General features: G+C 51.2%; 13 protein-coding genes. 12 read left to right on the top strand and 1 reads right to left on the bottom strand.

Annotation, left to right across the window (positions count from 1 at the left end; all coding sequences use genetic code 11):
• Positions 1–33: 33 nt before the first annotated feature.
• Positions 34–846: a type I methionyl aminopeptidase gene (gene map, locus WB237_RS15300; RefSeq protein ID WP_336214313.1), complete on the bottom strand. Its 813-nt coding sequence runs from the start codon at positions 844–846 to the stop codon at positions 34–36.
• Positions 847–1167: 321 nt separating this feature from the next.
• Here map and rpsB point away from each other — a divergent pair, with 321 nt between their 5' ends.
• The 12 genes from rpsB to fabZ all read left to right on the top strand — a co-directional run bounded on the left by rpsB (position 1168) and on the right by fabZ (position 13603).
• Positions 1168–1893 carry a 30S ribosomal protein S2 gene (rpsB, locus tag WB237_RS15305; protein ID WP_003856207.1) on the top strand — a complete coding sequence of 242 codons (726 nt, stop codon included), beginning with the start codon at positions 1168–1170 and terminating at the stop codon, positions 1891–1893.
• Positions 1894–2010: 117 nt separating this feature from the next.
• A complete protein-coding gene (gene tsf / locus WB237_RS15310; RefSeq protein ID WP_014830708.1) occupies positions 2011–2862 on the top strand; it encodes a translation elongation factor Ts in 852 nt (283 codons plus the stop codon).
• A 150-nt stretch (positions 2863–3012) separates the two neighbouring features.
• Entirely contained in the window at positions 3013–3738 is a 726-nt protein-coding gene (gene pyrH / locus WB237_RS15315) for a UMP kinase (protein WP_008501910.1), read from the top strand.
• 167 nt (positions 3739–3905) lie between these two features.
• Positions 3906–4463: a ribosome recycling factor gene (gene frr, locus WB237_RS15320; RefSeq protein WP_028018300.1), complete on the top strand. Its 558-nt coding sequence runs from the start codon at positions 3906–3908 to the stop codon at positions 4461–4463.
• 95 nt (positions 4464–4558) lie between these two features.
• On the top strand, positions 4559–5758 hold the full coding sequence (gene ispC / locus WB237_RS15325) for a 1-deoxy-D-xylulose-5-phosphate reductoisomerase (RefSeq protein WP_114979147.1): 1200 nt from the start codon (positions 4559–4561) through the stop codon (positions 5756–5758).
• 186 nt (positions 5759–5944) lie between these two features.
• A complete protein-coding gene (ispU, locus tag WB237_RS15330) occupies positions 5945–6703 on the top strand; it encodes a (2E,6E)-farnesyl-diphosphate-specific ditrans,polycis-undecaprenyl-diphosphate synthase (RefSeq protein WP_028018298.1) in 759 nt (252 codons plus the stop codon).
• A gap of 12 nt (positions 6704–6715) precedes the next feature.
• Complete coding sequence (gene cdsA / locus WB237_RS15335) at positions 6716–7573, top strand: phosphatidate cytidylyltransferase (protein WP_114979148.1); 858 nt, start codon at positions 6716–6718, stop codon at positions 7571–7573.
• 11 nt (positions 7574–7584) lie between these two features.
• Positions 7585–8937 (top strand): sigma E protease regulator RseP, encoded by a 1353-nt coding sequence (rseP, locus tag WB237_RS15340; RefSeq protein ID WP_336214318.1) that lies wholly within the window; start codon positions 7585–7587, stop codon positions 8935–8937.
• Between the two features lie 29 nt (positions 8938–8966).
• Positions 8967–11399, top strand: a complete 2433-nt coding sequence (gene bamA / locus WB237_RS15345; RefSeq protein ID WP_336214320.1) for an outer membrane protein assembly factor BamA — start codon at positions 8967–8969, stop codon at positions 11397–11399.
• Between the two features lie 122 nt (positions 11400–11521).
• Complete coding sequence (gene skp / locus WB237_RS15350; protein ID WP_336214322.1) at positions 11522–12016, top strand: molecular chaperone Skp; 495 nt, start codon at positions 11522–11524, stop codon at positions 12014–12016.
• Between the two features lie 3 nt (positions 12017–12019).
• The gene (lpxD, locus tag WB237_RS15355) at positions 12020–13045 is read left to right on the top strand and encodes a UDP-3-O-(3-hydroxymyristoyl)glucosamine N-acyltransferase (RefSeq protein ID WP_316943494.1); all 1026 of its coding nucleotides are present in this window, start codon (positions 12020–12022) and stop codon (positions 13043–13045) included.
• A 102-nt stretch (positions 13046–13147) separates the two neighbouring features.
• Positions 13148–13603 (top strand): 3-hydroxyacyl-ACP dehydratase FabZ, encoded by a 456-nt coding sequence (fabZ, locus tag WB237_RS15360; RefSeq protein ID WP_010426706.1) that lies wholly within the window; start codon positions 13148–13150, stop codon positions 13601–13603.
• The last annotated feature ends 1 nt before the right edge of the window (position 13604 follow it).

Here is a 13604-nt window from a genome sequence, read left to right on the forward strand (position 1 = left end):
CATTAAAAAAGCCGGCATTTGCCGGCTTTTTTATCATTCGTTGCGCGAAATTGGTTCATCGTGCGTTAGTATCGCCGGGATAGTGTCATCCTTGCGCAACGTCATAATTTCGCAGCCGTTGTCTGTTACCACAATAGTATGCTCGTACTGCGCAGACAAGCTTCTGTCTTTGGTTTTCACCGTCCAGCCATCTTTCATGGTGCGGATGCGGTAGTCACCGGCGTTGACCATCGGCTCGATGGTGAAGGTCATGCCTTTTTGCAGCACTACGCCGCCATCATCTGCATCATAGTGCAGAACCTGCGGTTCTTCGTGGAACACACGGCCAATGCCGTGACCGCAGTATTCGCGAACGACGGAGAACCCTTCCGCTTCCACGAACTTCTGAATCGCGGCACCAATGGTACGCAGGCGAATACCCGGTTTAACCATTTTCAGCGCCAGGTACAGGCTCTCTTGCGTCACTTTACACAGACGCTCGCCCAGAATGGTTGGCTTGCCAACGATGAACATCTTAGAGGTGTCACCATGGTAGTCATCTTTAATGACTGTCACGTCGATGTTGACGATGTCGCCATCTTTGAGCAGTTTTTCGTTGTCCGGAATACCGTGGCAAACCACTTCATTAATAGAAATGCAGACGGATTTCGGGAAACCGTGGTAGCCGAGGCACGCAGATACCGCATGCTGCTCGTTCACGATATAGTCGTTACAGATGCGGTCCAGTTCACCGGTGCTGACGCCCGGCTTCACGAACGGCTCGATCATTTCCAGCACTTCCGCGGCCAGACGACCGGCGACGCGCATCTTTTCAATTTCTTCAGGTGTCTTAATAGAGATAGCCATGTAATCTGTCCATCGGTGTCGATTTTTTCGACAATACTAGTCTAAGTGTCGCCAATGGTATCAGTCAGGCACACCTCGTGCCAAATTGAGAATCATTAACAGCACACTCCGCCAACAACTGTTGGTTTCTGGTCGTGTTTTGTGGTATAAAGCGCGCCGGACTTCCGATCCATCTCAGATACACAAGCTGGACGGAAGCGACAAATCTCACTTTGTGTAACAACACACACGTATCGGCACATATTCCGGGGTGCCCTTCGGGGTCGGTAATATGGGATACGTGGAGGCATAACCCCAACTTTCAATATAGAGGTTTTAAACATGGCAACTGTTTCCATGCGCGACATGCTCAAGGCTGGTGTTCACTTTGGTCACCAGACCCGTTACTGGAACCCGAAAATGAAGCCTTTCATCTTCGGCGCTCGTAACAAAGTTCACATCATCAACCTTGAGAAAACTGTACCAATGTTCAACGAAGCCCTGGCTGAGCTGAACAAGATCTCTTCCCGTAAAGGTAAGATTCTGTTCGTTGGTACTAAGCGCGCTGCAAGCGAAGCTGTGAAAGATGCTGCTAACAGCTGCGACCAGTTCTTCGTGAACCATCGCTGGTTGGGCGGCATGCTGACTAACTGGAAAACTGTTCGTCAGTCAATCAAACGCCTGAAAGATCTGGAAACCCAGTCTCAGGACGGTACTTTCGACAAGCTGACTAAGAAAGAAGCGCTGATGCGCACTCGTGAGCTGGACAAGCTGGAAAACAGCCTGGGCGGTATCAAAGATATGGGCGGCCTGCCAGACGCGCTGTTCGTAATCGATGCAGACCACGAGCACATCGCAATCAAAGAAGCTAACAACCTGGGTATCCCGGTATTCGCTATCGTTGATACCAACTCCGATCCGGACGGTGTTGACTTCGTTATCCCGGGTAACGACGACGCAATCCGTGCTGTTAGCCTGTACCTGAGCGCTGTAGCTGCTACCGTTCGTGAAGGCCGTTCCCAGGATCTGGCTTCTCAGGCGGAAGAAAGCTTCGTAGAAGCTGAATAATAAGGTTTCACCCCTTATTAGTACCGTGTATGAATAGGGGCCCATTATCGGCCCCTTTTTTCAATTTACACTGTTTGGCCGCAGGCCGGGCAGTTCACATCTCCCGAGGATTTAAGAATGGCTGAAATTACCGCATCCCTGGTAAAAGAGCTGCGCGAGCGTACTGGCGCAGGCATGATGGATTGCAAAAAAGCGCTGACTGAAGCGAACGGCGACATCGAGCTGGCAATCGAAAACATGCGTAAATCCGGTGCGATCAAAGCAGCTAAAAAAGCAGGCAACGTTGCTGCTGACGGCGTGATCATCACTAAAATCGACGGCACCTACGGCATCATTCTGGAAGTTAACTGCCAGACTGACTTCGTTGCTAAAGATGGTGGTTTCCAGGCATTTGCTAACAAAGTTCTGGACGCTGCAGTTGCTGGCAAAATCACTGACGTTGAAGTTCTGAAAGCACAGTTCGAAGAAGAACGTGTTGCGCTGGTTGCTAAAATCGGTGAGAACATCAACATCCGTCGTGTTGCTTCTCTGGAAGGTGACGTTCTGGGCTCTTACCAGCACGGTGCGCGTATCGGCGTTCTGGTTGCTGCTAAAGGTGCTGACGAAGAGCTGGTTAAACAGCTGGCAATGCACATCGCTGCAAGCAAACCAGAATTCGTTAAGCCAGAAGACGTGTCTGCTGAAGTGGTAGAGAAAGAGTACCAGGTTCAGCTGGACATCGCGATGCAGTCTGGTAAACCAAAAGAAATCGCAGAGAAAATGGTTGAAGGCCGCATGAAGAAATTCACCGGCGAAGTTTCTCTGACTGGCCAGCCATTCGTAATGGATCCAAGCAAGTCTGTTGCTCAGCTGCTGAAAGAGCACAACGCTGACGTAACTGGCTTCATCCGCTTCGAAGTGGGCGAAGGCATCGAGAAAGTTGAGACTGACTTCGCAGCAGAAGTTGCTGCAATGTCCAAGCAGTCTTAATGATTGAAAAGGAGCCGCCTGAGGGCGGCTTCTTTTTGTCACCCGTCACAGGAAATCAGACAGGCTCCAGTATCGCTGTGCTGATTTGCGGCATATCATGTCGCCAGAATTAACCCCCATCTTAATCGTTGACAGTCTCAGGAAAGAAACATGGCTACCAATGCAAAACCCGTGTACAAACGCATTCTGCTTAAGCTGAGTGGCGAAGCACTGCAGGGATCGGAAGGCTTCGGTATTGACGCAAGCATCCTTGATCGCATGGCACAGGAAATCAAAGAACTGGTCGAACTGGGTATCCAGGTTGGCGTGGTCATTGGCGGTGGCAACCTTTTCCGTGGTGCTGGTCTGGCGAAAGCGGGGATGAACCGCGTTGTGGGTGACCACATGGGTATGCTGGCAACCGTCATGAATGGCCTGGCAATGCGTGATGCACTGCATCGCGCCTATGTAAATGCCCGCCTGATGTCTGCGATTCCACTGAATGGCGTATGCGATAATTACAGCTGGGCAGAAGCGATTAGCCTGCTGCGCAACAACCGCGTGGTGATCCTCTCCGCCGGTACGGGTAACCCGTTCTTTACAACCGATTCCGCTGCCTGTCTGCGCGGTATCGAGATCGAAGCCGATGTGGTACTGAAAGCGACCAAAGTTGACGGCGTGTTTACTGCCGACCCGGCAAAAGATCCTTCTGCCACCATGTACGATCAGCTGAGCTACAGCGAAGTGCTGGATAAAGAGCTGAAAGTGATGGATCTTGCCGCCTTCACGCTGGCTCGCGACCACAAACTGCCGATCCGTGTCTTCAACATGAACAAGCCTGGCGCGCTGCGTCGCGTGGTCATGGGTGAAAAAGAAGGCACTTTGATCACGGAATAATTTCCGTTGACGCTAAATACAGGTAAGATTCCGCTTTATTTTGTAGTGGTATCTTACCCGGGCGCGCCTTTGGCGTTGTCATGAATTAAACGCGACTATACTTAGCACACCTGTAGCGCTGTGCTGGCGGATAGTCTGCCTGAGACAAGTTTTCAAGGATTCGTAACGTGATTAACGACATCAGAAAAGATGCTGAAGTACGCATGGAAAAATGCGTAGAAGCGTTCAAAACCCAAATCAGCAAAATCCGTACTGGCCGTGCTTCCCCAAGCCTGCTGGATGGCATCATCGTAGAATACTACGGTACGCCAACCCCTCTGCGTCAGCTGGCAAGCGTGACCGTTGAAGATACCCGTACGCTGAAAATCAACGTATTCGATCGTTCAATGGGCCCGGCCGTTGAGAAAGCGATCATGGCGTCTGACCTTGGCCTGAACCCAAGCTCTGCGGGCGCTGACATCCGCGTTCCACTGCCTCCGCTGACAGAAGAGCGTCGTAAAGACCTGATCAAAGTCGTTCGTGGCGAAGCTGAGCAGGGTCGTGTTTCCGTGCGTAACGTACGTCGCGACGCGAACGATAAAGTCAAAGCGCTGCTGAAAGAGAAAGAGATCAGTGAAGATGACGATCGTCGTTCCCAGGACGATGTTCAGAAAATGACTGATGCTGCTATCAAGAAAATTGATGCGGCGCTGGCAGATAAAGAAGCGGAACTGATGCAGTTCTGATTTCTGTCGTACACTGATAAACGCCGTTCAGAGGGACTTCGGGTCTTGCTGGCGGCGTTTTGCTTTTATCTGGTCTAACTTTTTTCGGGCATCTCATGAAGCATTTAACACTCCTCGGCTCAACCGGCTCTATCGGTTGCAGTACTCTCGACGTCGTTCGCCATAATCCTGAACTTTACACCGTGACAGCGCTGGTGGCCGGTAAGAATGTGCAGCGAATGGTCGAGCAGTGCCTGGAGTTTGTGCCCCGCTATGCGGTGATGGATGACGAAGAGAGTGCGCGTCTGCTGAAAGTGCAGCTGCGTGAAAAGGGCTGTCGAACCGAGGTTCTGAGTGGACAACAGGCTGCTTGTGAGATGGCTGCGCTGGATGAGGTGGATCAGGTGATGGCGGCCATTGTCGGCGCGGCAGGGCTGCTGCCGACGCTTGCCGCAATTGATGCTGGTAAGGATGTTCTGCTAGCCAATAAAGAGTCTCTGGTTACCTGCGGACGCTTGTTTATGGAGGCGGTGAAGCAGCGCGGGGCGCGTCTTTTACCGGTCGATAGCGAGCACAACGCGATTTTTCAGAGTTTACCGCAACCTTTTCAACAGAACCTGGGGTACGCTGACCTTGAGCAGAATGGTGTGGTGTCTATTCTGCTTACCGGGTCTGGTGGCCCGTTCCGCGAAACGCCACTGTCTGAACTGAGCGCAATGACGCCGGATCAGGCGTGCCGTCATCCGAACTGGTCAATGGGGCGTAAAATCTCCGTTGACTCTGCCACCATGATGAATAAAGGTCTGGAATACATTGAAGCGCGCTGGCTGTTTAATGCGTCAGCGAAACAGATGGAAGTACTGATCCACCCGCAATCGGTGATTCACTCGATGGTGCGCTATCAGGATGGCAGTGTGCTGGCACAGTTGGGCGAGCCGGATATGCGTACGCCAATTGCCCATTCCATGGCGTGGCCGAACCGAGTGAAATCTGGCGTGAAGCCGCTTGATTTCTGCAAGTTAAGTTCTCTGACATTTAGCGAACCAGATTACGATCGCTATCCGTGTCTGAAGCTTGCGATGCATGCCTTTGACCAGGGGCAGGCGGCGACGACGGCACTGAATGCAGCTAATGAAATTACCGTTGAAGCATTCCTGAATCAGCAAATCCGCTTTACCGATATTGCGGCGTTGAATTTATCGGTACTGGAAAAGATGGATTTGCGTGAACCACAAAGTGTGGAAGAGGTGCTGGCGGTTGATACAGCTGCACGCGAAATTGCGCGCCAACAGGTGACACGTCCTGCAAGCTGGTGATAAAGCAAGCACTAGTCGTCGTGCTATTTGTTAGCGTTGGGCTTCAGTGATATAGTCTGCGCCACCTGATCGCAGGTATTTGACTTAATGTGGTCAGGTAAGCCGTGGTTTGACACGGCTTTTTTATGTATAGGCTTCAGTATTCCTGAGTACCGTTAAATCCTTTTCAGGGACAAAAAACGCGTTATGTTGTCTGCGAATCAACCAATAAGCGAAAACTTGCCAGCTCATGGCTGTCGTCATGTAGCAATCATTATGGATGGCAACGGCCGCTGGGCGAAAAGACAAGGGAAGATACGAGCCTTTGGGCATAAAGCTGGGGCGAAATCTGTTCGCCGCGCCGTTTCTTTTGCCGCCAATAACGGCATTGATGCGTTAACGCTCTATGCTTTTAGCAGTGAAAACTGGAATCGACCTCCGCAGGAAGTGACTGCGTTGATGGAATTGTTTGTGTGGGCGCTCGACAGCGAAGTAAAAAGCCTGCACCGCCACAACGTCCGCCTGCGTATCATTGGCGATACCAGTCGTTTTAACTCACGTTTGCAGGAACGGATTCGTAAAGCAGAAGCGCTGACTGAGAATAATACGGGTCTGACGCTCAATATTGCGGCGAATTACGGCGGACGCTGGGATATTATCCAGGGCGTTCGGCATCTTGCCGAACAGGTTCAGGAAGGGCTGTTGAGACCCGACCAAATTGATGAAGAGGCGCTGAACAAGCAAATCTGCATGAATGAACAGGCACCTGTGGATTTGGTAATTAGGACAGGGGGGGAACATCGCATAAGTAACTTTTTGATATGGCAAATTGCCTATGCCGAACTTTACTTTACGGATGTTCTTTGGCCCGATTTTGATGAACAAGACTTTGAAGGTGCGCTGCATGCCTTTGCCAATCGAGAGCGTCGTTTCGGCGGCACCGAGCCTGGTGGCGACAAAGCCTGATGGGGGTAGCTTTTGCTGAAGTATCGCCTGATTTCCGCTTTTGTATTAATACCCATTGTCATTGCGGCGCTGTTTTTACTGCCCCCAGTGGGATTCGCTATTGTTACGCTGGTGGTCTGTATGCTCGCCGCGTGGGAATGGGGACAGTTTAGCGGCTTTACCTCACGCAGTCAGCGAGTATGGCTTGCGGTACTCTGTGGCTTGATCCTGGCCATGATGCTGTTTATGTTGCCTGAATATCACCATGATATTCATCAACCGCTGGTTGCCGGTTCTTTGTGGATATCGCTGGCCTGGTGGGTTGCTGCTCTGCTGCTGGTGCTTTTCTACCCCGGTTCTGCTGCAATCTGGCGTAATTCAAAAGTGCTGCGGCTTATTTTTGGTTTGCTCACCATTGTTCCATTTTTCTGGGGTATGGTCGCACTGCGTGCCTGGCACTATGACGAAAACCACTACAGCGGTGCGATCTGGCTGCTTTATGTGATGATTCTCGTCTGGGGGGCTGACTCCGGGGCCTATATGTTTGGTAAACTGTTTGGCAAACATAAACTGGCGCCGAAGGTTTCCCCGGGTAAAACCTGGCAAGGCTTCATCGGTGGCTTGTTTACGGCAGCGATTATCTCCTGGGGCTATGGCGTCTGGGCGAATCTGGAAGTGGCACCGTCAATACTGCTGGTGTGCTCGATTTTTGCTGCGCTTGCCTCAGTGCTCGGTGATTTAACCGAGAGTATGTTTAAGCGTGAAGCAGGGATTAAGGACAGCGGACACCTGATTCCAGGGCATGGCGGTATACTGGATCGCATTGATAGCCTGACAGCGGCTGTTCCGGTATTTGCTTGCTTGCTTTTACTGGTATTTGGGACGATTTAACGGAAGGTTTTATGCTGAGCATTCTCTGGAATCTGGCGGCGTTCATTGTTGCACTGGGTGTACTGATTACCGTGCATGAATTTGGCCATTTCTGGGTTGCTCGCCGTTGTGGTGTGCGGGTAGAGCGATTTTCCATCGGTTTCGGTAAATCACTCTGGACGCGCACCGACCGTCACGGTACGGAATTTGTCATCGCCCTTATCCCGCTGGGCGGTTACGTCAAAATGCTCGACGAGCGCGTTGAACCTGTCGAACCTGAGTTACGACACAGCGCATTCAACAACAAAACGGTTGGACAACGCGCCGCCATCATCGCTGCCGGACCGGTAGCCAACTTCATTTTTGCTATTTTCGCTTACTGGCTGGTGTTTATCATTGGCGTCCCCGGCGTGCGTCCTGTGGTGGGTGAAATTGCCCCCAATTCCATCGCGGCGAGTGCGCAAATTACGTCAGGGATGGAACTTAAAGCGATTGATGGCATCGAAACCCCTGATTGGGATGCCGTGCGACTGCAACTGGTAGCCAAAATTGGTGATCCGCAGACAACCATCAGCGTATCTCCGTTTGGTTCTGACACGCGTCAGGACAAAGTGCTCGATTTACGTCACTGGCGTTTCGAGCCAGACAAAGAAGATCCCGTCGCTGCACTGGGCATTCGTCCACGCGGTGCTCAGATTGAGCCGGTGTTAGCCGAAGTACAGGCAAATTCGGCGGCGAGCAAAGCGGGTTTGCAAGCGGGCGACAGGATCGTTAAAGTCGATGGTCAACCATTAACAGAGTGGATGACCTTTGTTACTCTGGTGCGCGATAATCCGGGAACGTCCCTCGCACTGGAAGTTGAGAGGAAAGGTAGTCCGCTTTCGCTGACGCTGATCCCGGATACGAAGTCGGTCGGCAAAAAGGCAGAAGGGTTTGCAGGCGTTGTGCCAAAAGTGATCCCGCTGCCAGATGAGTACAAGACAATACGCCAGTATGGGCCGTTCAGCGCCATCCTTGAAGCCACGGATAAAACATGGCAACTGATGAAGCTGACGGTCAACATGTTGGGGAAATTGATAACCGGTGATGTGAAACTGAACAACCTCAGTGGGCCAATTTCGATTGCTCAGGGGGCTGGGATGTCAGCGGAATTCGGGGTGATTTACTATCTCATGTTCCTCGCGCTGATTAGCGTGAACCTTGGGATAATCAACCTGTTCCCGCTTCCCGTTTTAGACGGGGGTCATCTGCTGTTTTTAGCGATTGAAAAGCTAAAAGGCGGACCGGTATCCGAGCGAGTTCAAGACTTTAGTTATCGCATTGGCTCGATTTTGCTGGTGCTGTTAATGGGGCTTGCACTTTTCAATGATTTCTCTCGGTTGTAAGAGAGTGTTAGGAAGAACGCATAATAACGATGGCGATGAAAAAGTTGCTCATAGCGTCGCTGCTGTTTAGCAGCGCCACCGTATACGGTGCTGACGGGTTCGTAGTGAAAGACATTCATTTCGAAGGCCTCCAGCGTGTCGCCGTTGGTGCGGCCCTCCTCAGTATGCCTGTACGCCCCGGCGATACGGTCAATGATGATGATATCAGTAACACCATCCGTGCTCTGTTTGCCACCGGCAACTTCGAGGATGTCCGCGTCCTGCGCGATGGTGATACGCTGCTGGTACAGGTAAAAGAACGTCCAACGATTGCCAGTATCACTTTCTCCGGTAACAAGTCGGTGAAAGATGACATGCTCAAGCAAAACCTTGAAGCATCGGGTGTTCGTGTGGGCGAGTCTCTGGACCGCACAACCCTTTCAGACATTGAGAAAGGTCTGGAAGACTTCTACTACAGCGTGGGTAAATACAGTGCCAGCGTGAAAGCAGTGGTAACACCTCTGCCACGTAACCGTGTTGACCTGAAGCTGGTCTTCCAGGAAGGTGTTTCTGCGAAGATCCAACAGATCAACATTGTCGGCAACCACGCGTTTAGCACCGACGAACTGATCTCCACCTTCCAGCTGCGCGATGAAGTGCCATGGTGGAACGTGGTGGGCGATCGTAAATACCAGAAACAGAAACTGGCGGGCGACCTTGAGACCCTGCGCAGCTACTATCTGGATCGTGGTTATGCCCGTTTCAACATTGACTCAACCCAGGTCAGTCTGACGCCGGACAAGAAAGGGATCTACATTACGATTAACATCACTGAAGGCGATCAGTACAAGCTTTCTGGTGTTGAAGTAAGTGGTAACCTGGCAGGGCATTCTGCTGAGATCGAATCGCTGACCAAAATTCAGCCAGGCGATCTGTACAGTGGTTCCAAGGTCACCAAAATGGAAGACAGCATTAAGAAGCTGCTCGGCCGCTATGGTTATGCCTATCCTCGCGTACAAACACAGCCGGAAATTAACGACGCGGATAAAACCGTTAAGCTGCACGTGAATGTTGATGCGGGTAACCGATTCTACGTGCGTAAGATCCGCTTCGTCGGTAACGACACCTCTAAAGATTCCGTTCTGCGCCGCGAAATGCGTCAGATGGAAGGCGCATGGTTGGGTAGCGATCTCGTTGACCAGGGGAAAGAGCGTCTGAACCGTCTGGGTTATTTTGAAACCGTAGATACGGATACCCAGCGCGTCCCAGGCAGCCCGGACCAGGTTGATGTCGTCTATAAAGTGAAAGAGCGTAACACCGGTAGCTTCAACTTCGGTGTGGGTTACGGTACTGAAAGCGGCGTGAGCTTCCAGGTCGGTGTACAGCAGGATAACTGGCTGGGTACGGGTTACTCTGTTGGTATCAATGGTACTAAAAACGACTACCAGACCTATTCTGAGTTCTCTGTCACTAACCCATACTTCACCGTAGACGGTGTGAGTCTGGGCGGTCGTATCTTCTATAACGACTTTAAAGCTGACGACGCGGACCTGTCCTCTTACACCAACAAGAGTTACGGTGTAGACGGTACACTTGGTTTCCCGGTTAACGAATACAACACCCTGCGTGCGGGCTTAGGTTACGTGCATAACGACCTGTCCAACATGCAACCGCAGGTGGCGATGTGGCGTTACCTGGACTCTATTGGTCAGTCAACAAGTACCAGTGGTGATAATAACGGTTTTGCGGCAGATGACTTCACATTCAACTACGGCTGGACCTATAACCGTCTCGACCGTGGTTACTTCCCAACAGAAGGTTCTCGTGTCAACCTGAACGGTAAAGTCACCGTACCGGGTTCCGATAACGAGTTCTATAAGATCACGCTGGATACTGCGTCTTACTTCCCGATCGATGACGACCACAAGTGGGTGGTTCTGGGTCGTACCCGCTGGGGCTATGGTGATGGTCTGGGTGGCAAAGAAATGCCATTCTATGAAAACTTCTACGCCGGTGGTTCAAGCACTGTTCGTGGTTTCCAGTCCAACAACATTGGTCCGAAAGCCGTCTACTACGGTGGGAACGACAAGGATAACTGCGATAAATCCGCCACAGATGCAAACGGCAATAAAAATGTCTGTAGCTCCGATGACGCAGTCGGCGGTAACGCCATGGCAGTTGCCAGCCTGGAGTTCATCACACCAACGCCGTTTATCAGTGATAAATATGCGAACTCTGTCCGTACATCCTTCTTCTGGGATGCCGGTACTGTGTGGGATACCAACTGGCAGAATACTGCCCAGATGCGTGCGGCAGGTGTTCCAGATTACAGTGATCCGAGCAATATTCGCATGTCTGCCGGTATCGCATTACAATGGATGTCACCGCTGGGGCCGTTGGTCTTCTCTTACGCCCAGCCGTTTAAGAAATATGATGGAGATAAGTCGGAGCAATTCCAGTTTAACATTGGTAAAACCTGGTAATAATCCGCTGCAAAGGAATGCGTTGGCAGTGTAGCGCTGACAACTGGCGATCGGTAACACGGTCGCCTTGCCACGCAAAGAACGGTACCTTCTGGTGCCAATGGGATGGTAAGGAGTTAATTGTGAAAAAGTGGTTATTAGCTGCAGGTCTCGGTTTAGCGATGGCAACTTCTGCTCAGGCAGCAGACAAAATTGCAATCGTCAACATGGGTAATTTGTTCCAGCAGGTTGCACAGAAAACTGGCGTTTCTGCGACTCTGGAAAACGAATTCAAAGGCCGTGCAAGCGAACTGCAGGGTATGGAAAACGATCTTCAGTCCAAAATGCAGCGTCTGCAGCGTGATGGTTCTACCATGAAAGCAAGCGACCGTAGCAAACTGGAAAAAGACGTAATGGCTCAGCGCCAGGCGTTCTCCCAGAAAGCGCAGGCTTTCGAGCAGGATCGTCAGCGTCGTTCTAACGAAGAACGTGGCAAGCTGGTGACTCGCATTCAGACAGCTGTTAAATCAGTTGCAGCCGATCAGAACATCGATCTGGTTGTCGATGCGAACGCCGTTGCTTTCAACAGCAGCGATGTTAAAGACATCACCGCTGATGTTCTGAAACAGGTTAAATAAGTAATGCCTTCAATTCGACTGGCTGATTTAGCTCAGCAGTTGGATGCAGAATTACACGGTGATGGCGATATCGTCATCACCGCTGTTGCGTCCATGCAATCTGCTAAAGCTGGCACTATTACTTTCATGGTAAGCCCTAAGTACCGTGAACAACTGGCTCAATGCCAGGCGTCAGCTGTTGTTCTGACGCAGGACGATCTTCCGTTTGCCACTAGCGCTGCACTGGTAGTGAAAAATCCCTACCTGACGTATGCACGCATGGCTCAAATTCTTGATACCACGCCGCAGCCGGCTCAGAACATTGCTGCCAGTGCAGCGATTGATCCGACGGCGCAGTTGGGTAACAACATAGCGGTTGGTGCGAATGCCGTTATCGAATCTGGCGTAGTGCTGGGTGATAACGTTGTTATCGGACCAGGTTGCTTTGTTGGGAAAAATACGAAAATTGGCGCAGGGACCCGTTTATGGGCCAATGTGTCCATTTACCATGAAGTTGAAATTGGCGAAAACTGCCTCGTCCAGTCCAGTACTGTGATTGGTTCTGATGGTTTTGGTTACGCTAACGATCGTGGTAATTGGGTTAAGATCCCACAACTTGGTCGCGTGATTATTGGCGATCGTGTGGAGATCGGGGCCTGTACCACTATTGACCGTGGCGCACTTGACGACACGATCATTGGCAATGGTGTTATCATCGATAACCAGTGCCAGATTGCGCATAACGTTGTGATTGGCGACAATACCGCGGTAGCGGGGGGCGTCATCATGGCTGGCAGCCTGAAAATTGGTCGTTACTGCATGATCGGCGGCGCGAGCGTGATTAATGGCCATATGGAAATATGCGACAAAGTCACAGTGACCGGAATGGGCATGGTAATGCGCCCTATCACTGAACCTGGCGTCTATTCCTCCGGCATCCCGCTGCAACCCAACAAGGTATGGCGTAAAACAGCAGCTCTGGTGATGAACATTGATGATATGAGCAAGCGTCTCAAGTCTCTTGAGCGCAAGATCGATCAACAAGACTAAACGTCATCCGTTTAACGCTATTTTTCCCGGCCTGTCGGCTTTCTAATAAACCGGCAGGCCGTGTTATTATTGTTATCAGTACATTTTGACAGGAAGAGTATTTTGACTACTGACACTCATACTCTGCATATTGAAGAGATTTTAGAACTTCTGCCGCACCGCTACCCGTTTCTGCTGGTAGACCGTGTGCTGGATTTTGAAGAAGGTCGTTTTCTGCGCGCAGTGAAAAATGTTTCCGTGAACGAGCCGTTTTTCCAGGGGCACTTCCCTGGTAAGCCTATCTTCCCGGGTGTGTTGATTCTGGAAGCGATGGCTCAGGCTACCGGTATTCTGGCGTTTAAAAGCGTTGGCAAACTGGAGCCAGGTGAGTTGTATTACTTCGCGGGTATTGATGAAGCGCGCTTTAAGCGCCCAGTCGTGCCTGGTGATCAGATGATCATGGAAGTCACTTTTGAAAAAACGCGTCGTGGCCTGACTCGCTTCAAAGGCGTAGCGCTGGTTGACGGCAAAGTTGTTTGCGAAGCGACGATGATGTGTGCTCGTAGCCGGGAGTCCTGAT

The sequence above is a fragment of the Enterobacter sp. P82 genome (assembly GCF_037053385.1).
In the GTDB taxonomy this organism is placed as follows: domain Bacteria; phylum Pseudomonadota; class Gammaproteobacteria; order Enterobacterales; family Enterobacteriaceae; genus Enterobacter.